The sequence below is a fragment of the Arthrobacter sp. JDC6 genome, from assembly GCF_056484025.1.
This window is the reverse complement of the sequence record NZ_CM151278.1, coordinates 524,195-549,459: the sequence shown is the minus strand read 5'-3', so window position 1 is coordinate 549,459 and position 25,265 is coordinate 524,195. Positions and strand designations below refer to the sequence as shown.

The 25,265-nt window shown below is 66.4% G+C and carries 24 protein-coding genes; 9 read left to right on the top strand and 15 right to left on the bottom strand.

Annotated elements, in window-relative coordinates:
• Position 1 precedes the first annotated feature (1 nt).
• Positions 2–1,006 (bottom strand): IclR family transcriptional regulator, encoded by a 1,005-nt coding sequence (locus ACV095_RS02495; RefSeq protein ID WP_478222838.1) that lies wholly within the window; start codon positions 1,004–1,006, stop codon positions 2–4.
• 59 nt (positions 1,007–1,065) lie between these two features.
• Here ACV095_RS02495 and ACV095_RS02490 point away from each other — a divergent pair, with 59 nt between their 5' ends.
• Both ACV095_RS02490 and ACV095_RS02485 read left to right on the top strand, forming a co-directional pair.
• Positions 1,066–2,460 (top strand): MFS transporter, encoded by a 1,395-nt coding sequence (locus ACV095_RS02490; RefSeq protein WP_478222837.1) that lies wholly within the window; start codon positions 1,066–1,068, stop codon positions 2,458–2,460.
• A gap of 111 nt (positions 2,461–2,571) precedes the next feature.
• Positions 2,572–3,324: a GntR family transcriptional regulator gene (locus ACV095_RS02485; protein WP_478222836.1), complete on the top strand. Its 753-nt coding sequence runs from the start codon at positions 2,572–2,574 to the stop codon at positions 3,322–3,324.
• 10 nt (positions 3,325–3,334) lie between these two features.
• Here ACV095_RS02485 and ACV095_RS02480 read toward each other — a convergent pair whose 3' ends face one another.
• Positions 3,335–3,793 carry a PTS sugar transporter subunit IIA gene (locus ACV095_RS02480; protein WP_018770721.1) on the bottom strand — a complete coding sequence of 153 codons (459 nt, stop codon included), beginning with the start codon at positions 3,791–3,793 and terminating at the stop codon, positions 3,335–3,337.
• Complete coding sequence (locus ACV095_RS02475) at positions 3,793–4,023, bottom strand: PTS sugar transporter subunit IIB (RefSeq protein ID WP_018770722.1); 231 nt, start codon at positions 4,021–4,023, stop codon at positions 3,793–3,795. The genes ACV095_RS02480 and ACV095_RS02475 overlap by 1 nt, the downstream gene beginning before the upstream one ends.
• Before the next feature lie 231 nt (positions 4,024–4,254).
• Between ACV095_RS02475 and ACV095_RS02470 the strand changes: the two genes are divergently transcribed.
• From ACV095_RS02470 to ACV095_RS02450, 5 genes are all read left to right on the top strand, one after another.
• The gene (locus ACV095_RS02470; protein ID WP_478222835.1) at positions 4,255–5,505 is read left to right on the top strand and encodes a PTS transporter subunit EIIC; all 1,251 of its coding nucleotides are present in this window, start codon (positions 4,255–4,257) and stop codon (positions 5,503–5,505) included.
• 55 nt (positions 5,506–5,560) lie between these two features.
• Complete coding sequence (gene nagB, locus ACV095_RS02465; RefSeq protein ID WP_478222834.1) at positions 5,561–6,340, top strand: glucosamine-6-phosphate deaminase; 780 nt, start codon at positions 5,561–5,563, stop codon at positions 6,338–6,340.
• Positions 6,325–7,128, top strand: a complete 804-nt coding sequence (locus ACV095_RS02460) for a copper homeostasis protein CutC (protein ID WP_056391658.1) — start codon at positions 6,325–6,327, stop codon at positions 7,126–7,128. The genes nagB and ACV095_RS02460 overlap by 16 nt, the downstream gene beginning before the upstream one ends.
• A 3-nt stretch (positions 7,129–7,131) precedes the next feature.
• A complete protein-coding gene (locus ACV095_RS02455; RefSeq protein ID WP_478222833.1) occupies positions 7,132–8,331 on the top strand; it encodes an N-acetylglucosamine-6-phosphate deacetylase in 1,200 nt (399 codons plus the stop codon).
• An 81-nt stretch (positions 8,332–8,412) separates the two neighbouring features.
• Positions 8,413–9,885 (top strand): HNH endonuclease signature motif containing protein, encoded by a 1,473-nt coding sequence (locus ACV095_RS02450; RefSeq protein ID WP_478222832.1) that lies wholly within the window; start codon positions 8,413–8,415, stop codon positions 9,883–9,885.
• 86 nt (positions 9,886–9,971) lie between these two features.
• Here ACV095_RS02450 and ACV095_RS02445 read toward each other — a convergent pair whose 3' ends face one another.
• From ACV095_RS02445 to ACV095_RS02420, 6 genes are all read right to left on the bottom strand, one after another.
• The gene (locus tag ACV095_RS02445; RefSeq protein WP_018771738.1) at positions 9,972–10,805 is read right to left on the bottom strand and encodes an MBL fold metallo-hydrolase; all 834 of its coding nucleotides are present in this window, start codon (positions 10,803–10,805) and stop codon (positions 9,972–9,974) included.
• 3 nt (positions 10,806–10,808) lie between these two features.
• Positions 10,809–11,381 carry a GyrI-like domain-containing protein gene (locus ACV095_RS02440; protein WP_478222831.1) on the bottom strand — a complete coding sequence of 191 codons (573 nt, stop codon included), beginning with the start codon at positions 11,379–11,381 and terminating at the stop codon, positions 10,809–10,811.
• Between the two features lie 151 nt (positions 11,382–11,532).
• Positions 11,533–12,411 (bottom strand): Rieske (2Fe-2S) protein, encoded by an 879-nt coding sequence (locus ACV095_RS02435; protein ID WP_134165102.1) that lies wholly within the window; start codon positions 12,409–12,411, stop codon positions 11,533–11,535.
• A gap of 92 nt (positions 12,412–12,503) precedes the next feature.
• On the bottom strand, positions 12,504–12,803 hold the full coding sequence (locus tag ACV095_RS02430; protein WP_026266145.1) for a putative quinol monooxygenase: 300 nt from the start codon (positions 12,801–12,803) through the stop codon (positions 12,504–12,506).
• 40 nt (positions 12,804–12,843) lie between these two features.
• Complete coding sequence (locus ACV095_RS02425; RefSeq protein WP_144600312.1) at positions 12,844–14,295, bottom strand: cation:dicarboxylate symporter family transporter; 1,452 nt, start codon at positions 14,293–14,295, stop codon at positions 12,844–12,846.
• Positions 14,296–14,490: 195 nt separating this feature from the next.
• Entirely contained in the window at positions 14,491–15,510 is a 1,020-nt protein-coding gene (locus tag ACV095_RS02420) for an Lrp/AsnC family transcriptional regulator (RefSeq protein WP_144600185.1), read from the bottom strand.
• A gap of 137 nt (positions 15,511–15,647) precedes the next feature.
• Here ACV095_RS02420 and ACV095_RS02415 point away from each other — a divergent pair, with 137 nt between their 5' ends.
• Together ACV095_RS02415 and ACV095_RS02410 are read left to right on the top strand one after the other, a co-directional pair.
• Positions 15,648–16,916, top strand: coding sequence for a M20 metallopeptidase family protein (locus ACV095_RS02415; RefSeq protein ID WP_478222830.1), 1,269 nt, complete (start codon positions 15,648–15,650; stop codon positions 16,914–16,916).
• Positions 16,917–16,961: 45 nt separating this feature from the next.
• Positions 16,962–18,251 (top strand): MFS transporter, encoded by a 1,290-nt coding sequence (locus tag ACV095_RS02410; protein WP_026266147.1) that lies wholly within the window; start codon positions 16,962–16,964, stop codon positions 18,249–18,251.
• 60 nt (positions 18,252–18,311) lie between these two features.
• Here the strand turns inward: ACV095_RS02410 and ACV095_RS02405 are convergent, their stop codons facing one another.
• The 6 genes from ACV095_RS02405 to ACV095_RS02380 all read right to left on the bottom strand — a co-directional run bounded on the left by ACV095_RS02405 (position 18,312) and on the right by ACV095_RS02380 (position 25,230).
• The gene (locus tag ACV095_RS02405; RefSeq protein ID WP_478222829.1) at positions 18,312–19,649 is read right to left on the bottom strand and encodes a NosD domain-containing protein; all 1,338 of its coding nucleotides are present in this window, start codon (positions 19,647–19,649) and stop codon (positions 18,312–18,314) included.
• Between the two features lie 26 nt (positions 19,650–19,675).
• Positions 19,676–20,623, bottom strand: a complete 948-nt coding sequence (locus ACV095_RS02400; RefSeq protein ID WP_478222828.1) for a carbohydrate kinase family protein — start codon at positions 20,621–20,623, stop codon at positions 19,676–19,678.
• A gap of 34 nt (positions 20,624–20,657) precedes the next feature.
• Positions 20,658–22,241, bottom strand: a complete 1,584-nt coding sequence (locus ACV095_RS02395) for a glycoside hydrolase family 32 protein (protein WP_478222827.1) — start codon at positions 22,239–22,241, stop codon at positions 20,658–20,660.
• Positions 22,242–22,280: 39 nt separating this feature from the next.
• Entirely contained in the window at positions 22,281–23,324 is a 1,044-nt protein-coding gene (locus ACV095_RS02390; protein WP_018771749.1) for a LacI family DNA-binding transcriptional regulator, read from the bottom strand.
• Positions 23,325–23,392: 68 nt separating this feature from the next.
• Complete coding sequence (locus tag ACV095_RS02385; protein WP_478222826.1) at positions 23,393–24,343, bottom strand: carbohydrate ABC transporter permease; 951 nt, start codon at positions 24,341–24,343, stop codon at positions 23,393–23,395.
• Complete coding sequence (locus ACV095_RS02380; protein ID WP_268002051.1) at positions 24,343–25,230, bottom strand: carbohydrate ABC transporter permease; 888 nt, start codon at positions 25,228–25,230, stop codon at positions 24,343–24,345. Before ACV095_RS02380 ends, ACV095_RS02385 begins: the two co-directional genes overlap by 1 nt.
• Positions 25,231–25,265 lie beyond the last annotated feature (35 nt).

Below are 25,265 nucleotides of genomic sequence, written 5' to 3'. Positions count from 1 at the left end.
GTTAACCTCCGAAATAGACAGCATGCTTAGTAGTTTCAAGCGTAAAGGGTGAAAGGCGGGACGCAAATAACGGAACGGTCTCAAAACCGGCGGGACTGGCGAGCGCCGGGAGGACGCCAAGTGTCAGGCCGGGGGGGTGGCCCGGCTCCTGGAGCTGCGGGTGCCGCCATGCTCCGCTGGCCTTCGCCTGGTGGCCGAGGCTTCGCGAGATGGCCCGCGCGGCGGCCCTGACCAGCGGCACCAGCTCATGCGCCGGCGTCTGGGCATCCGGGACCACAATGGACAATGCAGCCACTACATCGCCGGCAGCCCCATGAATGGGTGCGGCGAGGGAGACAGTGCGGGAGGGGTGGTCCCGCCGAACCACTGCGACCCCGGATTGCCTTACGTTTGCCAGGACACCGCGAAGCCGGGCCACCGGGAGACTCCCGGCATCCGAAACACTGCCCGGCACCCCTGGGGGCGCCGGCTGCGAAAGCAGTTCCTGCAGCAGCTCCGGAGCGGCGTGGGCCAGCAGGACCTGCCCGACGGCGGTGGTCCCCAGCGGCATGCGTCCGCCAACCCGGTAGGCCACCTCCGTCGCGGTCCGGGAAGAGAGCCGATCGATCAGGACTGCGTCCGTGCCTTCGCGGACGGCAAGCAGCACGTGATGCCGGGTGACCTCGTACAGATCCTCAAGGTAAGGCAGGGCGATTTGCCGCACCCCGTGGCCCCGCGGCGAGAGCGAGGCAATTTCCCAGAGGCGCACACCCACCACGTAGCGGCCGTCCTCGAGGCGTTCCAGCGCGCCCCACTCCGTCAGGTGCCGCACCAGCCGCAGGGCCGTGGCAGGGGCAAGTCCGGCCTGGCGGGACAGTTCGGACAGATTCAGGGCACGGCGCTGTTCCGTAAACTGGGCAAGCAGGCTCAGAGCCCGCACCAGTACGGGCGTGCCCGGAAGACCGGCGGCGGCCTCTGTGGGCACGGCGGCTGCCGTCCTGCCCGCTCCCGCCATCTCCGCCTCCATCCGTTGCGTCCTTCAAGCCTGGGCTGTGTGGGCCCCGCCACAAAGTGGCTTTTCACCCAGTGAAAAGACCGTTCGCAGGGCTGCTGCAGCAGGCCAAGCTGATGGACGTCCCGCAGGCATACAGCCAGCGTCCCTTGACCCGATTGGAATCAATGATGAACTCCAATGCCCCCAGCAAATCCCTGGCCGGTATCTTCGTGCTGTGCTGGCTTGGCCTGCTCGCCGACGGCTACGACCTCTACGTCTACGGCGCCACCCTCCCCGCCCTTATCGGGCAGCCGCCCTTCAATGTCACGCCCGCCGCGGCAGGCGCGGTGGGCTCGTTGGCGCTGGTGGGGATGCTGCTCGGTTCACTCATCGTGGGTACGCTCACGGACCGGCTTGGCCGCCGCCGGATCTTTGTGTCCGCCCTGGCGTTGTTCTCGCTGGCCATACTCGCCTGCGCCATGGCACCCAGCTGGGAGCTCTTCGCAGCGTTCCGCTTCATCGCCTGCTTCGGCGTGGGCGGCCTGCTGCCGACGGCGGTAGCTCTCACCAATGAATTCGCTCCGCCCGGGAAGAAGTCACTGGTCCTCGGTGCGGTGCTGACCGGGCCGGCAACGGGTACTGTTGCCGCTTCGCTGACGTCCCTCGCTGTCCTGGAGTCCAGTGGTTTCCGCCCGGTGTACGCGATCGGTGCCGCAGGGCTGCTGATCGTTCCCTTCGCCTGGTTCCTGCTGCCGGAGTCACCGTCGTTCCTGCGGACCCGGTCCCGCACCGCAGAGGCCGACAGCATCGAGGCCGCCTACGGGCTGCCCCGCACCACGGAAGTCCCGGCCACAGCCGTGCGGGTCTCTCCCACGCGCGCCCTATTCGCCAACGGCACCGGCAAGACCACAGTCCTGCTGTGGGGCATCACTCTCCTGAGCCTGCTGACCATCTTTGGCGTCAGCACGTGGCTGCCGCAGATCATGCGCACTGCCGGGTTCGGCGTCGGATCCTCTGTGTCATTCCTGCTGGCCTACTCGGTGGGTGCCGTGGTCGGCACCGTCCTCGCATCTGTGGCCAGCCAGAAGTTCGGGCCCGGGCCGCTGGTGGTGGTGGGGTTCGCCGGTGCAGCGGCAGCCCTGCTCCTGATGTCCGCCAACCCGCCGGCCGCGCTCATGACGGTGCTCGCCGCCGTCGCAGGTTTCGGCGGCCTGGGCACGCAGAACATGATCAACGACTACATCGCCCAGTTCTACCCTGCCGCCACCCGCGCCACCGGCCTTGGCTGGGCACTTGCTGTGGGACGCATCGGAGCCATCGCGGGCCCAACCTACGGCGCACTGCTGGTGGGCTTAGGCGGCGGCGTCCCCGTAGCCGCCATTGCCTTCGCGGCGCCCGCCCTGCTGGGTGCGGTGCTCATGCTCGCACTGCGCACCAGGGCAGTGCGGCAGCCTGCCGCGCCCCGCGATGCGGAACTGGTGCGCTAACGCCCGGCCCGGCAACAAAGGTGGCCGGGCGGCCCCCCGCGGCCCGCGCCTGTGGAATAATCCAAGCAGGTGGTCCGGACCGGACTTATCCAGCAGCAGGAGGGGCCTCAATTGTCCGCCACATCAAGGAGCACCGCCGGAGCGGCGGCCAAGGCCATCAATAACACCCAGGTCCCCAAGCACGAGCAGCTGCGGTTGATCATACTCAAGCTCGCCAAAGAGGAACTGGAGCCCGGCGCCCGGCTTCCCAGCGAGCGGACGCTCATGGACTCCTACGGTGTCAGCCGCATTACAGTCCGCGCCGCCATCGGCCGCCTGGTCAACGAGGGGCACCTGGTCCGGGTTCCGGCGAAGGGTACCTTCGTGGCGGATTCCCCAGTGCAGTCAACACTCCACCTGGCCTCGTTCACGCAGGAAATGGAGGCGATGGGACACGTGCCCAGTACGGTGGTGCTGGTGGCCGAAGCGGGCGCTGCCCCCACGGATACGGCAGAGGCGCTCAGCCTGCCGCCGGGCTCCGAGGCCATCCACTTGAAGCGCCTCCGCCTGGCAGACGGCCGGCCGGTCAGCGTGGATGACGCCTGGTACAACCCCGAACATGCCCGCGGCCTTCTGGACATCGACCTGACCGGCTCGGTTTACAAAGCCCTCGCCGCGCAGTTCGGGCACCAGATCGACAGGGCACGGCAGAGCGTGCGGTCCGAGGGCGCCCCCGCGGATGTGGGGGCGCTCCTCGGAACCGGCACGGGGGCGCCGGTGCTGGCCTTCGACCGGGTGTCCTATTCAGGCCCCCTTGCCATCGAACATTCACGTTCGTGGTACCGCTCCGACCGCTACTCGCTGAACATGGAAGTCCGGCTCTAGAAGCAAATCCCTAGTCCAGCGAGAACAGCTCCTGGCCGGCGGTGACGGTGCCGGCTCCAGTAAGCGTTGCCACGTCCGGCTTGGTATCGAGGACGACGACGGGACTCACCATCGAGTAACCTGCCGCAAGGGCGGCGGTGGGATCGACACGCATGACGGCAGCGCCGGCGTCGACAGTGTCGCCTTGGGCAATCAGAAGCTTAAAGCCTTCGCCTTTGAGCTTGACCGTATCGATGCCCACATGGGTGAGGACGCCGCGCCCCGAGGACTCAACCACAACAAAGGCGTGCGGCAGCAGCTTGACCACCTTTCCCGCCACGGGGGACACGACGTCGAACATCTCGCCCGCCGGCGGTTCCACTGCGGCGCCGGAACCCACCATCTGGCCGGCGAACACAGGGTCCGGGACTTCGGCAAGGCGAATTACCGTACCCGCGATGGGTGCCAGCACCACCAGGGACTGACCCACTAGAGGAGGTCCTCGATGTCTTCGGCCAGGTTGTCGGCCTCCGGGCCAACAATGACCTGGACAGCCGTGCCGGAGGTCAGCACGCCGTGGGCTCCGGCGGCCTTCAAGGAGGCCTCGTTCACGAGGGAACCATCTTTAACCTCCGTGCGAAGGCGGGTAATGCAGGCTTCAATCTCCACGATGTTGCCGGCGCCGCCCAGTCCTTCAATGATCTTTTCTGCTTTGGACATGGTTGCCCTTTCTGATGGTGCCCGCTGGGAGCACTGCTTCCTCACCGGGGCCGGCGGCCCAAGTGCGACCAATTATGGCTTCCACCACCGGCCTTTTGAATGGCCCGGCGGGATTTCCCATTGCCTTGACAGGTACTCGTGGGATGAATCACACTGAACTGGTCATAACCAGACAGTACCGGCTGGAACCCCTCCTTTACAAGCCCCACCCGAACCCGCAGAGGTGCAACCATGTCAACATCCGAGACCGCCGCCTTGGCTCCCGAAAAGAAGCCAAACAAGGCGTTTGCCACACTGCAGCGCCTTGGCCGCACCCTGATGCTGCCCATCGCCGTTCTTCCCGCCGCAGGCATCCTGCTGCGCATTGGCCAGGCCGACCTGCTTGGCGCCGTTCCTGGATTCGAAGGCGGCGCCGCCGTCATCTCCGCAGCCGGCAATGCGGTCTTCACCTGGCTGCCGCTCATTTTTGCGGTGGGCATTGCCATCGGCTGGGCCAAGAAGGCCGATGGTTCCACTGCTTTGGCCGCCGTCGTTGGCTACATGGTGATCGACGGCGTCTTCAAGGCCATGTCCCCGCTGGTCCTGGCAGGACAGGTTGACCCGGCCGGCAAGCAGGCGATGATCAATTACGGCGTCCTGGCCGGCATTGTGGTGGGCCTGCTTTCCGCATCGCTGTGGCAGCGCTTCTACCGCACAAAACTGCCGGACTTCCTTGGATTCTTCAGCGGCCGCCGCCTGGTGCCCATCCTGACCTCCGTTTCCAGCCTGGTAGCCGGCGTCGTCCTTGCCTTGGCCTACCCGCTCTTCAACGCCGGCCTTTCCGCGGTGGGCCAGGCCGTGGCCAGCAATGCTGTTGCCGGCGGCGGCATCTACGGCTTCGCCAACCGCATGTTGATCCCCGCGGGACTGCACCACATCCTGAACTCCGGCGTCTGGTTCCTCATCGGCGACTACACCGACGCCTCGGGCCACCTGGTCCGCGGTGACCTCAACCGCTTCTTCGCCGGAGACCCCAGCGCAGGCATCTTCATGACCGGCTTCTTCCCCATCATGATGTTCGGCCTGCCTGCAGCAGCGCTTGCCATCTGGCGCCACGCCAAGCCCTCGCAGAAGAAGATCGTCGGCGGCATCATGCTCTCCACCGCACTGACCGCCTTCTTCACCGGCATCACCGAACCGCTTGAGTACTCCTTCATGTTCGTGGCCTTCCCGCTCTACATCGTCCACGCCGTCCTGACCGGAACGTCCATGGCCCTGGTCAACGCGCTGGGAATCCATCACGGGTTCACATTCTCTGCAGGCCTGATCGACTTTGTCCTCAACTTCGGCAAATCACAGAACGGCTGGCTGCTCATCCCCATAGGACTTGGCTACGCGGCGATCTACTACTTCCTCTTCTCCTTCGTCATCAAGCGCTGGAATCTGCGCACCCCCGGCCGCGAGGACGACGAAGTCACCGTGGAGACCGACGCCGCCAAGTAGCGCCACCTATTTCATCCCCATCTCCCGCAACTGCAACCGGAAGCACCCAGAGCGCATGGAAATCATCATCCTTCCCACCCCTGACGACGTGGCCCGCACGGCCGCTGATGCCATCGAGGACCAGGTCCGCCGCGGCCCGTCCGTCCTGGGACTGGCCACCGGGTCCACCCCGCTGGGCACCTACCAGGAACTTATCGAACGGCACCGCAGCGGCGGCCTGAGCTTCGCGCAGGCCCAGGCGTTCCTGCTGGACGAGTACGTGGGACTGCCTGCCGGGCATCCGCAGTCATACCACTCGGTCATCCGGGAGGAATTCACGACCAGCGTGGACTTCGGCGACGGCGCGGTCCGCGGACTGGACGGCATGGCCCGGGATCCGCAGGCGGAGGCCGCCGCTTACGAGGCCCGGATCGCCGCCGCGGGCGGCGTGGATATCCAGATTCTGGGCATCGGGACGGATGGCCATGTGGGCTTCAATGAACCCATGTCCTCGCTGGCCTCCCGTACGCGGATCAAGACGCTCACCCGGCAGACGCGCCTGGACAACGCCCGCTTCTTTGATGCACCGGAGGAGGTGCCGGACCATGTGCTGACCCAGGGCCTGGGAACCATCCGTGAGGCCCGGCACCTGCTGCTGCTGGCCATGGGGGAGGCCAAGGCAGAGGCTGTGGCTGCCGCCGTCGAAGGTCCCGTAGCGGCCATCTGCCCGGCGTCGGCCCTCCAGCTGCACCCGCACGTCTCGGTACTGGTGGACGAGGCCGCAGCCTCCCGGCTCGCCCACCGCGAGTATTACCAGGACACCTTCGGCCGGAAGCCGGCATGGCAGGGACTCTGAGCGGCAGGCTTGTGTCCGTGGAATGCACCGCGCCGCAGTTTGAGCTGGCCGTGGAGAATGCCGACGGCGTCCGGCTGGCCGCCGCCGTGGGCGCGGCCCGGGTTGAACTGTGCGCCGCCCTGGCGGAGACAGAGGGCGTCACGCCAAGCATCGGCACCATCGGGCAGGCGTGCGGCCTGGGCCTTCCCGTCCATGTCCTGGTGCGTCCGCGGCCGGGCAACTTCACCTATTCGCCCGGCGAGCTCGATGTCATTGAGCGCGATGCCGCTGCGGCTTTGGGTGCCGGAGCCGCGGGCGTGGTGGTTGGTGTCCTGGCATCCGACGGCGGCCCGGATGTCCAGGCAATCCGGCACATTGTGGCAGCAGCGCGGGCCGTGAGGCCGGATGCCGAAGTCACGTTCCACCGCGCGTTCGACGCAGCCCTGGCCGCCGGCCTGGACCCTGCCGGGGCGCTCTCCCGGCTGGAGCACGCAGGGGTGGACCGGGTCCTCACCAGTGGTGGGGCCCCCGACTGCGCCGCGGGGCTGGAGATGCTGCGCAGGATTGTGCGGCAGGGACGCCGGAGTGCTCCCTCGGTCCAGATCATGGCCGGTGGGGGTGTCACCCTGGCGCTGGTACCGTCGCTCCTTGAAGCGGGAGTCCATGCCGTGCACACCTCGGCGCGGCCCCGGGAAGGGGGCGGGGCGGGCGGGGACCGCGCCGGCGCCGCGGACCACGGACTGGCCGCCCGCATGGCTGCCGCCGTGGCGGCCGTGCCGCTGCCCCAACCCACGAACGAAGGACGGTAAACGATGGGCAAGGAACTGTTTCTTCGCGGCCGCATCGTCACCGCCTCGCTGGATATTGCGGACGGGGTGGTGGCGGCCGACGGCGGCCTGGTCACCTTCGCGGGCCCGGCGCAGGACTTCCCCGGGGTACTTCCGCCGGACGCACCCGCCAGACGCATCCTGGTGCCCGGACTGGTGGACGTGCACTGCCATGGCGCCTACGGTTCGGATTTCTCGGAGGGCGATCCCGACGGCGCCGAGCGGGCGGCACGCTACCTGCACAGCCGTGGGACCACCACGCTGCTGGCCAGCCTGGTTACCGGAGAGCCCGGGGACCTGGTCCGGAACCTGGAGATACTGCGGGAGCTGGCAGGCCTGGGGCTGATTGCCGGATCGCATCTGGAAGGTCCATTCCTCTCAGGCCAGCAGTGTGGCGCGCACGATCCCGTCCTGCTCCTGGAACCGGATCCTGAGGTGGTGGCCCGCATGCTGGCCGCGGCAGGGCCAACCCTGGCCTCCATGACCTTGGCGGCCGAGCTGCCCGGCGCCTCCGAACTTGCCGCCCAGCTTGCGGCCCGCGGCATCATCCCATCCCTGGGCCACACCGCCGCGGACCATGCGACGGCGGCAGCCTTCCTGGCGCGCGCGGCCGCGGCTTTGGACTCGGCCGGCAATTCCACCGGCAGGAACCGCCCAACGGTAACCCACCTGTTCAATGCCATGCCTCCGCTTCACCACCGCTCCCCCGGGCCAGTATCGGCGAGCCTCAGCGCAGCCAAGGCCGGGCAGGCTGTGGTGGAGCTGATTGCCGATGGCGTGCATCTGGCACCGGAAACCGTGAAGTTGGTGTTTGACCTTGTGGGGCCGCACAACATCACGCTGGTGACCGATTCGATGGCCGCCACCGGGCTGAAGGACGGACAGTACAGGCTGGGGTCCCTCTCCGTCACAGTTGCTGGCGGCGTAGCCCGGGTTGACGCCACTGGCGCCATTGCCGGCGGCACCAGCACGTTGCTGGACGTCATCCGCTCCTGCGTTGCTGCCGGAGTTCCGTTGCGGGATGCCGTCACCTCCGCGTCGGCAGTCCCGGCATCGTTGCTGGGTCTCTCGGCGCATGCGGGCGACCTGCGCGCCGGAATGCAGGCCGACGTCGTCGTTCTTGACCAGGACCTGAACCTGAAGGCAGTGCTGCGAAGCGGCGAATGGGTCACCGCACCCGGCTGAGCTGCATTGCGGCGATGGGCGTCTGCTGCCGTGGCCTACCCACGACCTATTATTGTCAGTGCCTCGTAGGACGATGTTTTTATGGAAATCAGTACTGACCTGGCGGCGGTGATGGAGGCCGTTCGTGCCTCCGTTGCTGCGTTGGATGTACTGGTTCTGGAAGACGCTTCCCTCGACTCAGCTGGTTTGGGGGCCGTCGCAGGTGCCGCTGTTGATGTGTTGCAGCGGCGGTATGAGTTGTGTCTGGAGCGGTTGGCGGCTGTGTGGCGGTTGGAGGCTCAGCTCGCGGCGGTGAAGGCGCGCGATGTGGCGGAGTGCGTCGAAATCCAGCAGGCACTCCTTGCCCCCGACGCCCCGGTGGATGAGCGCATGTTTTCGGAGACGTCAACGGTGGAGGAGATCGCCGGTGTCCTGAGCATCAGTTCGGCGGCCGCGGGTGCTTTGGTGGAACAATCCCGCCGGGTGTGTTCCCTGCCGCCGCTCCTGGGCGCCCTGTCAGCCGGTGACCTGTCGTGGCAGCATGCCAGGATTGTCGCCGATGAAACCGAGGGGCTCACCCCCGACGGGGCTGCTGCCTTGGTGGCGCACTTCTTCGACCCCGACGCCCCCAACCCCGCCCGCGGCGCCGCGCCCGGCGAACTCGTCCCCGCCCGGTTCCGCGCCAAGGTCCGCGCCTGGCGGGAACGCCACCACCCCGAAACCCTCGCCAAACGCCACGCCAAAGGCGTCGCGGACCGGCGGATGGAATACACCCCGGACCGCGACGGCATGGCCTGGCTCTCGCTCTACCTCCCCGGCGACACCGCCTGCGCCATCTGGAACCGCACCACCGCCACCGCCCGCGGCCTCCAAGGCCCTAACGAGCCCCGCACCCTCACCCAACTCCGCCCCGACATCGCAGCAGCACTCCTCCTCGGCACCGGAAACGCCACGGCCACGGGTGATCCTGCGGGAACAACTACCGGGAGTAGCGGTGGTGTTGGAAAGGTTCCCACCCCGCGGGCCGATGTCCTGGTCACCGTCCCGGTCTTCGCCCTGCTCGGACTCACCGATGAGCCGGCCGTGCTGGACGGCCTGGGCCCCATCCCGGCGTCGATGGCGCGGAGGCTTGTCGCGGACGGGGCGGAGTCGTTCTACCGGGTCCTGGTCGACCCCCGCGACGGGGCACCCCTGGAGATCGGACGCACCCGCTACCGGCTCCCCGAAATCATCAAACAATGGATCCGCATGCGGGACCGGAAATGCACCTTCCCCGGCTGCACCAACCACACCCCCGACAACCACACCGACCACCTCACAGCCTGGGAACACGGCGGCAGAACAGCCGTCCGGAACCTGGCCCAGCTATGCCCCAAACATCACCGCTTGAAACACGCCCGCACCTGGACCCCCGACCCCGCCACCAACAACGGACCGCCCGGCTGGACCTCACCCACAGGCCGCCACTACAACCCCGAACACCAAGACCCCGAACCAACCCACTGGCCGCCAGGCACCCTCCCGGGGCAACGAAGCCTCCTAGAGGAAGCGCTCCTGGAGCGCCTCGCCGTCTAAGACTGGCCACGTAGGTTGAGACTGACTGTCAGGCTGCGGCGGAGCAGCGGTTACGCATGCCTGGTTTACTGCCGACGCCCATGTGGCTATGCAGCCTCGGGCGCTCCCCCAAGGCGGCGACGAAGTGGAATCCGCAAGGCACGCTCCCTGGCGGCCAGGGCCCGGAGCCGGGGCACCACCCCCATAGCAAGGGGCGGTCCGTGCCCGGGTGCCAGCAACCGTGGGCCCAGCTCCGCCAGGCGCCTGGCTGATTCCATGGCCAGCTTCCAGTTCCACGTGGTGTACCAGGGAGGCCCGGACAGATCCTGTCTTCCCGGCAGGAGCCCGCGAATCGAGTTCAAGTTGACCGTCACAACAGCATCACCAGTGATCAGGACACCGTCGCGGGATCGCCAGTAGGCCACGTGTCCGGCAGTGTGGCCGGGCGTTGGGACGGCGACCCACTCGGGTAAACCTGGCATTTTTCCATCCCGGGGCAGGCTCTGCACCACGTCGGTGATGTCGCCGGCTGCTTCAACCCGCCGGCGTGCACGGGCAGGCAGGGACCACAGGAACGGGGCGATGAGCCACCGGTCCAACGGCATGGAGAACTCAGGGATGTACCGCCCGGCAGCCATGGGCAATTCAGCCTGGTGGACGAACACCGGGATGTCCCACCGCCGTGCCAGGGCCCCGGCAGCGCCCGAGTGGTCGGGATGGATGTGCGTCAGGAAGATGGCTGCGGGCGCAGTCCCGGATCCGAGCATGTCTTCCACAGCCTTGCGGACCGGCTCCGCACTGGCCGCCCATCCGCAGTCAACCATCACCCACGCGGAACCTGACCTCACAAGGTAGAGATTTGAGGCCATGGGCCCTGAACCGGTGGTCATGAGGACCACTCCGGAGGCAATCTCCCGTGGTTCTGAAATCCGCACCATCATGAATCACACCACTGGGTGGCGAAGCAAAGTGCGCAGCTTTTCCGGTGCGCTGCGTCGCGGATCGCCGAGGTAGATCTCATGGTGCCGCCCCCGGACCTTCAATCCGGCGGCCGTGATGGCCGCGTCCAGAAGGGCGATGGTCTGGCCTTCATCCGCGTAGGGACCGATATGGAGCGCCTGCGCGCAGCGGCCCTCTTCCCAACGCTCGAAGCGGACCAACTCCAAACCGGGAAGCCCTTTGGGACGGGCTTCTTCCACGGCCCGCTCAAGAAGGGCTTCATCGATCGGTTCAGGCTGCACCATCATGGCCTGCCAGCGCCATGACTCCCGGGCAAAGCCCCCGAGTCCCGTGAAGCCTGCGCTCACGGCTTCCGTCGGCTCCGTGTGATCCGGGTCCTCGAACCACCACAAGGCTTCGAGGGGCATCACTTTTGTCACCTCACCGGACTGCTTCTTAAGACCAAAGTGTGCCGCGTAGCTGACGGTAAACAACCCCTGCACCGCCCCGGCGAATGCTGGCCCATCAGGGTCCCCTTGACCCTGGACGACAGCGAAGAGCAGCGGAGGAACGTCCACGAAGTCGACAGTTCCTTTGCGGGTTTTGTAGAGAGACGCAATGTCCTGCCGGAGGTCACTCACCGTACACGCAGCCAACCCATGGAGCCAGTTTTCCCCGGCGTGACAGCAGCCAGTAGGGCCGAATGTCCTTACTACCCGTCCGCCCGCACTACCCGTCGGCCCCGGGCAGGCACACTTCCACGGTGTCCCCGGTGACGCGCGTTTCGAAGACCGGCTGCCTGGACGTGGCGGGACCGGCCTTCACTTCGCCCGTGCGCAGTGCGAACGTGCTCCGGTGCCAGGGGCAGACCACGCATGCGTCCCCGCCGACGTCCTTGATCTTGCCTTCGTGAAGCGGTCCGGAAAGGTGGCTGCAGACATCGGACAGCACATTGATGGTGGTGCCCTCGCGGTGGACCAGCAGCGGAATACCGGCCACGACGCGCTTATGGAGGCCGCCCTCCGGCAGTTCGGCCAGCGGGGACAGCGGATGCCAGCCGGACGGAAAACGGTGCGGAATCTCCTCGCTGTGGTTGACCCCTGCGGCTTGGCGGTACGTCAGGTGCCCGCCAAGGAACCCGCCGGCGCCCACGGTGGCGAGCCCCAGGTACGCAAGTACCTTGCCGCCGCCCTGGCCGCCCCTGGCCCGCTGGACGAGTGATGCAATGTAGAGGCCGGTTGCCGTGACGTTGGCCGCCGCGTGCACCAGGCCCACCCGCTGCTGCTGCGGGTGCAGCTGCGACCAGTCCATGAGCCCGGCCAGCGCGGACGGAAGCACGCTTGCGGTGCCCACACCGATCAACAACCTGGCAGCTTTTTCGCCACCGGGAACGGCATCAAGCACGCCCGCCGAGACCCAGGCGCCAATCGGCACCTGGACAGCGAGGGGGTGGACCGGGTGGCCGATGGGGACGCCGTGCAGGATGTCCCGGGCCCACTGGGGCTTGATGACTTTCTTGACGGCTTTCCGGACAGTCCTGGCCAACGGGTCAAGCCATTCGGCATCTTCGAAACGGGTGACAAGCTCAAGTGCGGGCAACGGTTTCATGTGTCCTCCCTTACCCCAATCGCCGCAATCCACTCATCACAGAACACCCTGTCCAGGAGACCCGTTTATTGGGCAGGCTGCCTCCGGCGCCGTCAGCGCAGGGGTGACCCCACAACGGCAAACCGGTGGCCTCCCATCTCCCCTGAGAGCAGCGGCATCGCCTCGGCGATTGCGGCGCGCGTGCTGGCCAGTTCCAGCGACGCCTGGTGCGCTTCCGCGGATTCCCAGAGTTCGGAAACAAAGACGGTGTCCGGCAGGTCATCGTTGATGCCCACCTCATAGAGAAGGCAGCCGGCTTCCTTCATCCCGGGCTTGGGCCGGAGCAGGATGGCCACGAGGGCGTCGCGCTGGCCTGGCTTGGTTCCAAGAAGTCCCACATTGGCAAACGTCATGGGGACATTGTGCAGCATGGGGTTGAAGGAGGTGGTGAACTTACGGGACCACCGCCGGCGCGGCGGGCTCCGCAGGGACGCCGCCTGACACGGCGCTTTGGTGGGCAGGCCCGACGGCGGAGCGCGGCGCTTCCTCTTCCGGCACCTTGGTGGGGGCTGGCTGCCCGGCCGCTTCCGCCGTCGTACCTTCACCGGCAAATGCACGTAGCATGGCGGCGCGGTCGAACTGCCCTTCCCACTTGGCCACGACAAAGGTGGCCACGCAGTTTCCCAGCAGGTTCACCACGACGCGCATGGAGTCCATCAGCCGGTCGGCGCCCAGCAGCAGCGCGACGCCGGCCACCGGGAAGATGCCCAGCGCCCCGGCAGTGGCGGACAGGGCCAGGAAGGCGGAACCGGGAACGCCCGCCATGCCCTTGGATGTCAGCATCAGGACTCCCAGGGCCGCCAACTGCTGGCCCAGGTCCAGGCTGTAGCCAAATGCCTGCGCCAGGAAAAGCAGCGAGATGGAGAGGTACAGGGCGGCCCCGTCAAGGTTGAAGGAGTAGCCGGTGGGAACCACCAGCCCGGTGGTGGCACGCGAGCAGCCGGCGTTGGTCAGCTTGGTCATGATCCGGGGCAGTACGGACTCCGTGGACGCCGTCCCCAGCGCCAGGAGGAACTCCTCGCGCGTATATTTCATGAACTGCCACAGCGGCACCCGCGGGTAGGCCCACGCCACCACGAACAGCAGCCCGATGAATGCCACCGCGGCGCCGTAACAGGCCGCAATCAGCACAGCGTACGTCCCCAGGGAATCGAGGCCGTACTGGCCGATGATGAAGGCCATGGCACCGAAGGCACCCACCGGCGCTGCCCGCATCACCCAGGCCATGATCTTGAAGAACAGTTCCAGCACCGTTTCCATCAGGGTGATCACCGGCAGGCAGCGTTCACGTCCGACGACGACGATCGCCGCCCCGAAGAACACGGAGAAGCACAGGACCTGCAGGAGGTTGTTGCCGGCAAAGGCGCCAATGACGCTGGTGGGGATGATGCCCAGCAGGAAGGCTCCGGCATCCTTGGGCGGGGCGGTGGCGGTTTTGGCATTGAGGGCATCCTGGGACAGGGTTGCGGGGTCGATGTTGAGCCCGGCTCCCGGCTGCACCAGGTTCCCCACCACCAGCCCGAAGACCAGCGCGAACAGGGTGGCACCCGTGAAGTAGGCCAGGGCCTTGATACCCACCCGGCCCACGGCCTTCACGTCGCTGACCGCGGCGATGCCGGTGACGATGACCAGGAAAATCAGCGGCGCGATGATCATCTTGATCAGCTGGATGAAGCCGTCGCCCAGCGGACGGAGCCCTGCGCCGAGGTCCGGCCAGAAGTGGCCCACCAGGATACCCGCCACCACCGCCGCGAGGATCTGGACGAAGAGGGACCTGTACAGCGGTTTCGTGCGTGGCGCGGATGCCGGAACTTGCGGCTGCGGTGCGGGCGCGGTGGTCTTCATGCGGGGTGCCTGTTCGTTAGGGAGGACGTCATCCAGGAGGACGCCTGCTTCGGACGGCGGCGCCATCGGACGCCGCAGGATCACCCCAACGGTAGGAAACGGATGTTTCCGGAAAGATAAATCCGTAATGCGGAACTATTAAAGATGAAGCGTGCTATCCAGGGGACGTGTGCGCTGTTGCGGCGCAATGCCCGCTCACTCCGCGGCACCCAGGCTTCCGGCATGCACGACGGCGCCACTCGCCGTCGTGTCTTCCTTCAGCATCCAGCCCACCCGCTTGACGGTGCGCAGCATCACCGCACTTTCCACGATCTCGATGCCCGGCACCTTCTGCTGCAGCGCCAGTTCGGCGGACATGACATCCGCCAGCGTGTGGAGCCACATGATGATGACAAAGTTGGTGGGCCCGGTGGTGGAGGCACTCAACCGGACATTGCTGATGGTGCGGATCCCGGCGGCAGCCGCCTCATGCTGGCCCGCTGGTACGTTGACAAACCACTGGCAGGTCACCGGAAACGACGAATACCGCTGGGCGATCTCGCAGCGGAACGACAGGATGCCGCTTGCCAGCACGCGGTTCAACTGACGCTGCACGGTTGCCGGGTGCCGTCCGAGGGAGCGGGCCATCCCAGCCGCCGTCGCGCGGCCGTCCCTGGCAAGGAACGGCAGCAGGTCGAGGTGGCTCTGCGGAAGGTGGCCGGGCCGAGCGGAATCCGGAGCAGCCGGGGAGCCAAGCGTCCGCAGCGTGGCCAACTGTGAACGGCTCAGGACATTCAACCGCCAGTCGTCGCCACTGCTGTGCAGCCGGGTGCACAGGGCCACCTGGTATTTTGTGAGCCCCTCAACCGCTTTGAGGCGGGTAATGATCTTGTCGCTGAACTCCTCCAGTGAACGTGTGATGACGGTCAGCATCAGGTCGCGGTTGCTGGCCGCCTCCTCCACCGTCACGATCTCGGGAACAGCAGCCAGTTCCGCCGTGACACTGTCCCGGCGGTTCATTTCGCAGTCCACCGCCACGTAGGCCAGGAGCATCTGCTTCGGGTCACCCGCCAGGTGCGCCGTCACCCACGCCGCCCCGCTTTCCGTCAGGCGCTCCCAGCGGGCCGCCAGCGTGGTGGCATGCTCGTCCAGTACCTTGGCAGCGTCCGTCCACCCCAGGCGCGGCGCGGCCTGCAGGACCTGGATCAGGGCAAGGTCATCCTCACTGAGCTCCATCGGACCACCTTTCTTGGACGCGCGAATTCTGCCAGCAAACGGCATTCCACGAATAATTCCAGCGCTTTCGTCTGATGTGAACCACGCCACTTCAGAATAGTCCACAAGCCCTGATGCCTATTTCCAAGGAGTGACACGTGCCCATAACCGACGACGCCAAGGACCTGCAGGAAGACCTCATCCGGCTCCGCCACGACCTGCACCGGCAGCCGGAAATTGGCCTGCACCTCCCCCGCACCCAGGAGCGGGTCCTTCAGGCGCTGGACGGACTTCCCTACGAGATCACGCTGGGCAAGGACACGACGTCGGTCACCGCGGTCCTGCGCGGCGGGCACCCGGGCGGGGAGCAGGGGAACGGCGGCAGCAGTGCCGGGGACAGCCATGCCGGGGACAGCGCGGTCCGCCCCGCCGTCCTGCTTCGCGCCGACATGGACGGGTTGCCTGTCCAGGAGAAGACCGGCGTGGACTTCACCTCCCAGGCTGACGGTGCCATGCACGCGTGTGGCCACGACCTGCACACCTCCATGCTCGCCGGCGCCGCCACCCTTTTGGCCGAGAAGAGGCACCAACTCCGTGGCGACGTCGTCCTCATGTTCCAGCCGGGTGAGGAAGGGTTCGACGGCGCCAGCTACATGCTCCGGGAAGGTGTCCTGGACGCCGCGGGCACGCGCGTCCAGGCGGCCTACGGCATGCACGTGTTCTCCTCACTGGAACCGCATGGCACTTTCTGCACCAAGCCCGGCGTCATGCTCAGCGCCTCCGACGGGCTTGAAGTCACGGTGCTGGGCGCCGGCGGCCACGGCTCGGCCCCGCACTCGGCGAAGGATCCGGTGACCGTGGCGGCAGAGATGGTGACTGCCCTGCAGGTCATGGTCACCCGGCAGTTCAACATGTTCGATCCCGTGGTCCTGTCCGTGGGCGTGCTCCATGCCGGCACCAAACGGAACGTCATCCCCGAATCGGCCCGCATCGAGGCCACCATCCGGACGTTCTCCGAAGCATCGCGCCTGAAGATGATGGACGCCGTGCCGCGCCTGCTCAAGGGAATCGCCGCCGCGCACGGGGTGGAGATCGCCGTCGACTACCTGCAGGAGTATCCCCTTACCATCACCAGCGAGGACGAAACCCACACCGCCGAAAAGGTGATCACCGAGCTCTTCGGCGAGCGCCGCCTCTCGCGCTGGGCCACCCCCCTCAGCGGCTCGGAGGACTTCTCCCGGGTCCTCGAAGAGGTACCGGGCACCTTTGTGGGGCTCAGCGCCGTGGCCCCGGGCGGCGATCCGGCAACCTCGCCGTTCAACCATTCACCCTACGCAACGTTCCACGACGGCGTGCTGGCTGACGGGGCCGCCCTCTATGCGGAACTCGCCATCTCCCGGCTGGCCGCCCTTTCGCAGGCCTCCTAGCCCGGCAGCACCGCCACCATGCCCCAACCCACCAGGAAGAAGACCATGTCCGTTGCAGCAACCAAGCCACAGACTGGACGCATGTCCACCGCCAAGACCGTCGTCGGCACCGGCATCGGCAACGCCGTTGAGTGGTACGACTGGGCCATCTACGCCACGTTTACCCCGTTCATTGCCAGCCAGCTGTTCAGCAAAGCGGACCCGGCATCGGCCGTCCTGTCCACGCTGGCGATCTTCGCCGTGGGCTTCGTGGCCCGGCCCTTCGGCGGCTTCCTCTTCGGCTGGATCGGCGACCGGGTGGGCCGCAAGACGTCGATGACGCTCGCCGTCGGCCTCGCGTCGCTGGGCAGCCTGATGATCGGCGTCGCCCCCACCTTTGCCAGCGTCGGGGCGTTCGCTTCCCTGATGCTGCTGGTGGCCCGGCTGGTGCAGGGCCTGGCGCACGGCGGTGAGCTGCCGTCGTCGCAAACGTATCTGTCCGAGATGGCTCCCAAGGAGCACCGCGGCTTCTGGGCCACCCTGATCTACACGTCGGGGACGGTGGGCATCCTCTTCGGCACGCTGCTGGGAGCCGTGCTGAACATGGCCCTGAGCACCGAGGCGATGAACGCGTGGGGCTGGCGAGTGCCGTTCCTCATCGGTGCCGCCATGGGCCTGTACGCGCTGATCATGCGGTCGCGGCTGCACGAAACCGAGGCCTTCCAGGGCGAAGCCGTCACCGAAAAGCGCGCGCGGATCTGGCCGCAGATTGTCCGCTACCGCAAGCAGGCGCTGCAGGTCATCGGCCTGACCGTGGGCCTCACGGTCATTTATTACATCTGGGGCGTCGTGGCACCGAGCTACGCCACCACCGCCCTGAAGATCGACCGCGGCGAGGCATTGTGGGCCGGCGTCATCGCGAATATCGTGTTCATCGCCGCGCTGCCGGTATGGGGCAAGCTGTCCGACCGCATCGGCCGCAAGAAAGTCCTCTGGGCCGGCGCCATCGGCTCGGCAGTGCTGCACTTCCCCATGACCTGGCTCCTGAAGGATTCGGCCTGGCAGCTGGCGGTGTCCATGTCCGTGATGCTGGTGTTCATCGCCGCGAGCGCAGCCATCGTCCCCGCCGTGTACGCCGAGCTGTTCCCAACGTCCATCCGCACCGTAGGCGTGGGCGTCCCCTACTCCATCTGCGTGGCCCTGTTCGGTGGCACCGCCCCTTACCTGCAGCAGTGGCTGGGTTCCTCGCTTGGCGCGCCGCAGGTGTTCAATGCGTACGCAGTGCTGCTGCTGGTGGTCAGCGCGGCGTTTGTGTTCACCATCCCTGAGACCAAGGGCAAGGACCTGACGCACTGACCGTCCCGCTGCCAAGAGGTCTCCGGCGAGCATTCCGGCGCCGGGGACCTCTTGTCGTTGTCAGCCGGCCGTTGGGGTGGCCCTGACGGCATTCGCGGCCCTGTCAGCGCTGATTTGGGCGTCAGTTCCGGAATCAAGGATGGTGTTCCGCGTTGACGCGGAATCGACCACGACGGCCGTCACGGCGAGGCCGTCGGCAGCGCCAGTGGCCAGCAGGGCGCCCACCTGGGCCTCGAAGCAGGAGTCACTCGACGAGGCATTAACGTCAAGGGCCACCACATGGTTGTTGGAAACGAAGTTGCCCGCCCCCTCCATCAGCCGGATGATGACCGGCGTGGCGCCGGCCGGCCGGACGCTGTGCGCGTCGATGACCTCGGAAAAGTGGTTCCCGATCACCGAGTTGCTGTTGCCGCTGACGCAGAGAAGCCCTGTGAGGTCGTCCAGTCCGTTCCCGACTCCCTGGAACGGGGTCCATGGCTCATGGTCGCGCAGGAAGTGGTTCGTGGCCACGAGGTTTTCCGAACTGTTCGCTTCGAGCACCACCATGCCGGGGTAGAACGAATGCAGGCGGTTGTTGGTGACGCTTGAGCGCGTGACGCCGTTGAAACGGATGCTGCTGGCACCCCGGGGGAAGACGTTGTTTGCGGTGACCAGGAGGCCGCCATGCTTCTCCGCGTAGATCGAGTGGCCCTTGAAGCCTGCCCCGATCAGGTTGTCAGTGATCTTTGACGCCTGCCCCCACCCGCGCAGTTCAATGCAGCTTCCGCATTCGGCGATGAAATTGTCGTGGATGGAAAGCGCATCAGCGTTGTAGATGGTCAGGGCGTTCTCGAGGTACACGAATCCCATGCCGTTGACGCGGAACGAGTCATTCGCGTTCGCCACATGGATGCCAGTCTTGCCGTTGACGTACGTGTTCTCCGGATGCATCCCCGAGCCGTCCGGGCTGAAGTGCAACCCGTCAATGCAGAAATTGGAGAACTCCACCGAGCTGATCCGCGGGTTCCCGGTTCGCTCCACGTAGAAGGCGGCGCCTTGGGATTCCCCGCTGCCGCCACTGAGGGGAATGTCCACCAGGATGCGGCTGCCGCCGGGCCACAGCTCGTGCAGGTTGGGCCAGTCGTCTTCGGGAACGTTGAACCGGATGCTGGAGGACGTAAACCCGTGTCCCGATCCCTGGATCTTGAGGAAGCTGATGTCGATCAGCACCTGGGTACGCAGCCGGTAGTCCCCCGGCGGTATGTAGATCACCGCGCCGGGTTTTCCGCCGCTGTTCGCATCGGTGGCGGCCTGCCGGTGCTTGATGTCATCGATGATGCTGTTGATGACTTCACCGACGTCCTCGAACGGGTCGCCGGCAGGCCACGTCGTCACGTCGTAGTAGTTGTTGCTGGACATGGCTTCTTCCCTTTGTGTTGTGGTGTTCATGGGGCCACCGGCTGATGCTCGGGAAGGTCCTCCCGCAGTTCCTCCAGTGTTGGAGGGTGGGCCCCTGGGCGGCGCACCGTGATGGCCGCTGCCTTGGCTGCCATGCGGCCCAGGGACTCCAGCACCGACGGTGCCCGCCCGTCTGCTCCGCGCATAAGCAGTCCGTAGATGAGGGCAGCCATGTACGAGTCGCCGGCCCCGATGGTGTCCACCACCGCCGACCTGACGGACGGTACTTCCACCCGTGCGCCACCTGTTGTGAGCAGGGATCCTTCCGCGCCCATGGTGACGGCGACGAGACCGGCCCCAAGCCCAACGATTCGCTGTGCGATCTCATCCACGGCCAGCCGCGGATAGAGCCAGCGGGCGTCCTCATCGCTGAGTTTCACCACCTCCGTGAACGGAACAAGTTCCTCGAAGACGGTCTTTGCCTCAAAGTGGCTGCCGAGCAGGGCTGGGCGGATGTTGGGATCGTAGGTGACCACGCAGCGCTCGTGGGACTGCTCAAGGAGCTCCCTGACTCCTTGCGCTCCCGGTGCCAGGAAGGAGGCGATCGAACCGGTGTGCAGGATTTCGGGAAGGACCGCCGGGGCGGTCCGTGGGAGGTCCCACCGGATGTTGAAGTCGTACTGGGCGGAACCGTCGGACGCCAGAACCGCGGTGGCCGTAGAGGTTGCGCCGCGGACCCGGGAACCCGGCAGGAGTTGGACTCCCGCGCTTTGGAGGTGCTGTTCGATGGCGGCGCCGTGGTGGTCGTCGCCGATCGAGGTGAACAATGCCGTGCTTGCCCCCAGCCGCCCGAGCCCATAGGCCACGTTGGCCGGCGACCCGCCGGGATGCTCCGCGGTGCCCCGCGGCGTGACCACGATGTCCATGAGGGCTTCACCGACAACAACCACGTCGATGCCCTGCCTTGGGTCGGCAGTCTGCTGGACTGTTGGCATCTTTTTGGACCTTTCGTTGGGCGAGGGCGAACCGTTAAGCAAGTTCACTGACGGCGAGCTTGAGTATTGTTGCCGGGCCTCCGTCGACCGTCAGCCGGTTCTCCGTGTTGCCGGGGCCTGGGAAGATGAGATCGGTCAGGACCGTCCTGCCGCCCTGGGCGAAGACTTCGACCGAGCAGTGGTCCACGACAATCAGCAGCTTCAGGACACCGTTTTCAAGGTGGACCGGCGCGGACTCAACCGAAGCGAATTTCCCGTGAAAGCCAGTGTTTCCCGACTGCCTGCGGTCAAGGATGAGTTGGGTAGTTGCTGGGTCGTAACTGAGGATGGCGCCGGCGGTGCCGTCGCTGTTTCCGAAGAATTGGAACCCGATCCGGTCCGCCGTGCCGGGCAGTATGTCAGCCTCGATGACCTGGGCACTGCCGGGTACGGGGTCCGGCAGGCGGAGGGCTTCGTTCCGTAGCTCAACCGTTTCCACGGTCAGGTGCTCCCCTGCGGCGGGCAGTGCTCCCCCTGTGCCGGGTTGCGGCAGGACCGGCTGTTGGACCAGGCGGGCGCAGCCATCGACTGCGGTGAGACGCAGTTCGCGGGCCAGGGTCATGGAGGAGCGCCATGGGGCTGTGGGCAGTTCGTTGGCGTAGTCCCAGTTGTTCATCCAGCCGATGATGATGCGCCGGTCATCCGGGGCGTCGGTGAAGGATACGGCGGCGTAGCAGTCGCGTCCCCAGTCAAGCCACAGGCACTGCCGCAGCGCGGCCGAAGCCTCCGAGGGGTCCGGGACGGTACGCAGCCCGACCGGAGCCACGAGGGAACCTGCGTCCGGAACGAACCGGGCGCCGTCGAACTGGCCCACGAAGTACTGGCCGCCGGATCCCCCAGCCACTGCGCCGGGGTTGACGTTGACGATCAGGACCCATTTGGTGTTGGCCGGGTCCCCGTCCACTGCGAGGGGAAAAAGATCGGGGCACTCCCAGTCACCGGCATCGGCGTTGGCCGGGCCGAAATCACTCAGGAAATCCCACGACTTGAGGTCATCCGAACGGTAGAAGACCACCTGCTGGTGATGCGCTTCGACCGCGACCATGACCCAGTACGCGCCCAGCTCCCCTTGGTAGCGGAACACTTTGGGATCCCTGAAGTTCGCCGAATTCCTGGTGAGGACAGGGTTTCCGTCGTATTTCTGCCACGTCATGCCGCCGTCGGTGCTGTACGCGAGGGACTGGGCCTGCGTGCCGTTCAGTTCTGACGCGGCTTTGTAGGCGCTCGTGTAGATGGCCACCAGGGCGGGTGCGTCCGCCGTGCCGAAGCCGGCCGTGTTGCCGCGGTCCACCACGACGCTGCCGGAGAAGATGTCCTCTGTCTCGTCGCACGCAATCGCCACCGGGTGTTCCGTCCAGTGCAGCAGGTCACGGGAGGTGGCGTGGCCCCAGGACATGTTGCCCCAGACGCTGCCATAGGGGTTGTTTTGGTAGAAGAGGTGGTACAGGCCGTCGTGGAACACCAGGCCGTTGGGATCGTTCAGCCAGGTATCCCTTGCCGTGAAGTGGATGGCAGGCCGGAACCTGGAGATTTCTGCCGGAGCTGTTTCCGGGCGGGCGGCATCAAGGCAACTGGACATGTCTGGTGTTCCCCTTGGGAAGTGGAAGGAGCTGGCTGCCTACTGGCGGGGCGCCGCGATGGAGTCGCGGCGCACCAGGGGGCAACTCAGGATGGTCGGGTGAAGGGCCATGAGGGAAAGGTCCGTCTTCCCCTCGACGGCGTCGATCAGGTGCTCGGTGGCCCAGGCACCCATCTCGTAGTGCGGCAGGGCCACGGTGGTGAGGCCCGGATAAAGGTTGGCGGCGATCAGTTCCTGGTCATCGAAGCCGACAATCGAAAGGTCGGCCGGGATGGACAGGCCCAGTTCGGCAGCGGCGCGATAGGCGCCCATGGCCATCCGGTCGTTGTAGCAGAACAGGCCCGTCGGCCGGTGGGCGCCTGCCAGGATGCGCCGGGCCGCTTCATAGCCGCCATGCACCTCGGAAACCTCGGACTCGACAGGTGCCGCGTCGCCGTCGAGCCCTGCTTCCGTCAGCGTGGCCCGGAAGGCCCGGAGCCGCTGACGGGTCGCGGGGACGTCGTCAGTGTTGTTGATGAATCCCACCCGGGTGTGGCCCGCTTCGAGGAGCGCGGTCACGGCCGCGCGGGCACCACCTTCCTCATCCGGGATCACTGCGGTGATGTTTCCGCCGGTGGCCACGGAGTCCACCAGCACGGAGGGCACGCTGCCGAGGTTGGGTGGCAGTTCCACGTTGCGGTGGTACATGGTGGCGTAGAGGATTCCGTCCACCCGGCGGTCCAGGAGGGCCTCGACGTCGGCCTCCCGGGACTCCAGGCTGGCCGAGCCGGAGGTGTTGATGATCATCAGGTTGTACCCGCGTGCTTTGGCGGCCTCGTCGGCGCCGAGGATGATCCGCCCGGCGTGCGGCGTGGTGGCGATATCCTCGCTGACCAGGCCCAGCATGCCGGTCCTCTGCGTGCGCAGCGCCTGGGCCAGGCGGTTTGGCCCGTACCCCAACTGCTCGGCGGCGGACCGCACCTTGTTCCGGGTTTCCGGACTCACCCTGGCGTATGAGACGTCATTGAGGACATGGGAGACGGTGGTGACGGACACGCCGGCGGCCACGGCCACGTCCTTGATGCCGATGTTCTTGTTGCTCATCTGTCTCCCACGTCCTTATGGTCAGTGATGCCCCTGGGGCTACCAGTAGGCTACTCGTTGCTGGTGATCTAGCCCTTGACGGCGCCGAGGGTCATGCCCGCCACGATCCTGCGCTGCAGGAGCAGCGTGAGGAGGATGACGGGGATGGAATACACGGCGGCGAGGGCCGTCATGGATCCCCAGTCCAGGCCAAACTGCGTCTGGAAGTTCGCGATCACCACGGGCGTTGTCTGGGAGCGGATGGCCGTCATCAGTAGCGCGAACAGGAACTCGTTCCAGGAGGCCAGGAAGGCGAAGATGGCTGTGACCGCGATGCCGCCGGACACCACCGGGATCACCACGCGCCACAGGGCTCCCAGCCGGCTGCACCCGTCCACGGTGGCCGCTTCCTCCAGGTCCTTCGGCACCGCTTCGAAGAAGCTGGACATGAGCCAGATCGAGAGCGGCAAGGAAATGGTGGTGTGGGCGATGGACAGGGCAATGGGAGTGTCGGCCAACCCCATTGAGGCCATCATGGACGCCAGCGGGATTCCGATGGCCACCGGCGGCACCATCCGGGTCACCAGCGCGGCCATGATGAAGATCCGGCCGCTGAGGGTCTTGTACCGGGTGATGCCGTATGCCGCCGGCACCGCCAGCACCAGCGAAAGCACGGTACTGATGATGGCCGTCTGGATGCTGTTGATGAACGACGCCGGCACGCCGCTGCGGCCCAGCGCATTGGCGTAGTTCTCCAGCGTCCACTCCCGGGGAAGGATGGTGGGCGGCACCGCGATGGTGTCGATCGGCGTCTTAAAGGACGTGAACAGCAGGTACAGGAACGGGAACCCGTACAGCACCATCGCTGCCGCCAGGAGGACCCACAGCAGGGTACGGGTGCCCCGCCGGCCTGCTTCCAGGCCTTCCCGGTTCACACCGCGGCGCTTGCGTTCCTTGCCTGTGGCGACCGGCGCCGAAGGTGCCCCGGGCGCCAGGGCCGTGGCCCCGCCGTCGTGCCTGACTCTTTCTGCGGTTCTCATCAGTTGTCCTTCCCTGGCCGCCAAATGGTGGATACCGCCACGAAGGCGACGGCAAGCATGGCCAGCAGGTAGAGGGTGCCCATGGCGCTTGCCAGCCCGGGGTCTCCGAACCGGATCATGGTCCGGTAAATCAGCAGGCTCATGGTTTCCGACGCGGACTGCGGGCCGCCATTGGTTTGGATGAGGATGGTGTCAAAGGCGCGGGCTGCGTCGATGCCGCGGACCACCAGGGCGACGGCGATGACCGGCCGCAGCAGGGGCAGGATGATCCGGAACAGCAGTGCCGGTGCGCGTGCACCGTCCAGCCGTGCTGCCTCGATCAGGTCACCGGGGATGTTTTGCAGGCCTGCGAAGAGCACCAGGCACATGAACGATGTGGTCAGCCAGATGTCAGGGACGGCCACCGAGTAGAGCACGATGCCCGGGTCCGACAGCCAGCCGATCTGGTTGGGGTCGGACAGGATCCCCGCCTGGTGCAGGAGGGTTCCGATCAGGCCGAAGTTGTCGATCATCAGGAATTTCCACAGCAGGCCGGCCACGATGGGGGCGATCATCAGCGGATACATGAAGACGGTCCGCCAGATCTGGGAGCTCTTGCCCAGCATGGTGAACAGCAGCGCCATGCCCAGGCCCAGCGCGAATTCCAGCGTGACCACCACCAGGGTGTAGGCAAGTGTCCGCCACCCTGCGCCGGTGAAGGCCTCCGAGGCGAAGGCCCTGACGTAGTTGTCCAGGCCTACGAACTCGCGGGGGCCGCCGGCAATCGGGGAAATCTTGAAGAAGCTGTCCGCCACCAGGCGGAACAGCGGAAAGGCCACAAAAACTGCCAGGAACAGCGCCGCTGGTGTCATCAGGAACAATGCGAAGCGGCGATCGGAGATACGCACGGTTTTCTCTTCCGCTGGTTGGGGCCGCGGCCGGC

Excerpts from the sequence above, each read along its gene's own strand:
- ACV095_RS02495 (WP_478222838.1), bottom strand. The coding sequence starts at position 1,006 with ATGGAGGCGGAGATGGCGGGAGCGGGCAGGACGGCAGCCGCCGTGCCC.
- ACV095_RS02475 (WP_018770722.1), bottom strand. The coding sequence starts at position 4,023 with ATGTCCAAAGCAGAAAAGATCATTGAAGGACTGGGCGGCGCCGGCAAC.
- ACV095_RS02470 (WP_478222835.1), top strand. The coding sequence starts at position 4,255 with ATGTCAACATCCGAGACCGCCGCCTTGGCTCCCGAAAAGAAGCCAAAC.
- nagB (WP_478222834.1), top strand. The coding sequence starts at position 5,561 with ATGGAAATCATCATCCTTCCCACCCCTGACGACGTGGCCCGCACGGCC.
- ACV095_RS02460 (WP_056391658.1), top strand. The coding sequence starts at position 6,325 with ATGGCAGGGACTCTGAGCGGCAGGCTTGTGTCCGTGGAATGCACCGCG.
- ACV095_RS02455 (WP_478222833.1), top strand. The coding sequence starts at position 7,132 with ATGGGCAAGGAACTGTTTCTTCGCGGCCGCATCGTCACCGCCTCGCTG.
- ACV095_RS02450 (WP_478222832.1), top strand. The coding sequence starts at position 8,413 with ATGGAAATCAGTACTGACCTGGCGGCGGTGATGGAGGCCGTTCGTGCC.
- ACV095_RS02445 (WP_018771738.1), bottom strand. The coding sequence starts at position 10,805 with ATGATGGTGCGGATTTCAGAACCACGGGAGATTGCCTCCGGAGTGGTC.
- ACV095_RS02435 (WP_134165102.1), bottom strand. The coding sequence starts at position 12,411 with ATGAAACCGTTGCCCGCACTTGAGCTTGTCACCCGTTTCGAAGATGCC.
- ACV095_RS02430 (WP_026266145.1), bottom strand. The coding sequence starts at position 12,803 with ATGACGTTTGCCAATGTGGGACTTCTTGGAACCAAGCCAGGCCAGCGC.
- ACV095_RS02425 (WP_144600312.1), bottom strand. The coding sequence starts at position 14,295 with ATGAAGACCACCGCGCCCGCACCGCAGCCGCAAGTTCCGGCATCCGCG.
- ACV095_RS02420 (WP_144600185.1), bottom strand. The coding sequence starts at position 15,510 with ATGGAGCTCAGTGAGGATGACCTTGCCCTGATCCAGGTCCTGCAGGCC.
- ACV095_RS02410 (WP_026266147.1), top strand. The coding sequence starts at position 16,962 with ATGTCCGTTGCAGCAACCAAGCCACAGACTGGACGCATGTCCACCGCC.
- ACV095_RS02405 (WP_478222829.1), bottom strand. The coding sequence starts at position 19,649 with ATGTCCAGCAACAACTACTACGACGTGACGACGTGGCCTGCCGGCGAC.
- ACV095_RS02400 (WP_478222828.1), bottom strand. The coding sequence starts at position 20,623 with ATGCCAACAGTCCAGCAGACTGCCGACCCAAGGCAGGGCATCGACGTG.
- ACV095_RS02395 (WP_478222827.1), bottom strand. The coding sequence starts at position 22,241 with ATGTCCAGTTGCCTTGATGCCGCCCGCCCGGAAACAGCTCCGGCAGAA.
- ACV095_RS02390 (WP_018771749.1), bottom strand. The coding sequence starts at position 23,324 with ATGAGCAACAAGAACATCGGCATCAAGGACGTGGCCGTGGCCGCCGGC.
- ACV095_RS02385 (WP_478222826.1), bottom strand. The coding sequence starts at position 24,343 with ATGAGAACCGCAGAAAGAGTCAGGCACGACGGCGGGGCCACGGCCCTG.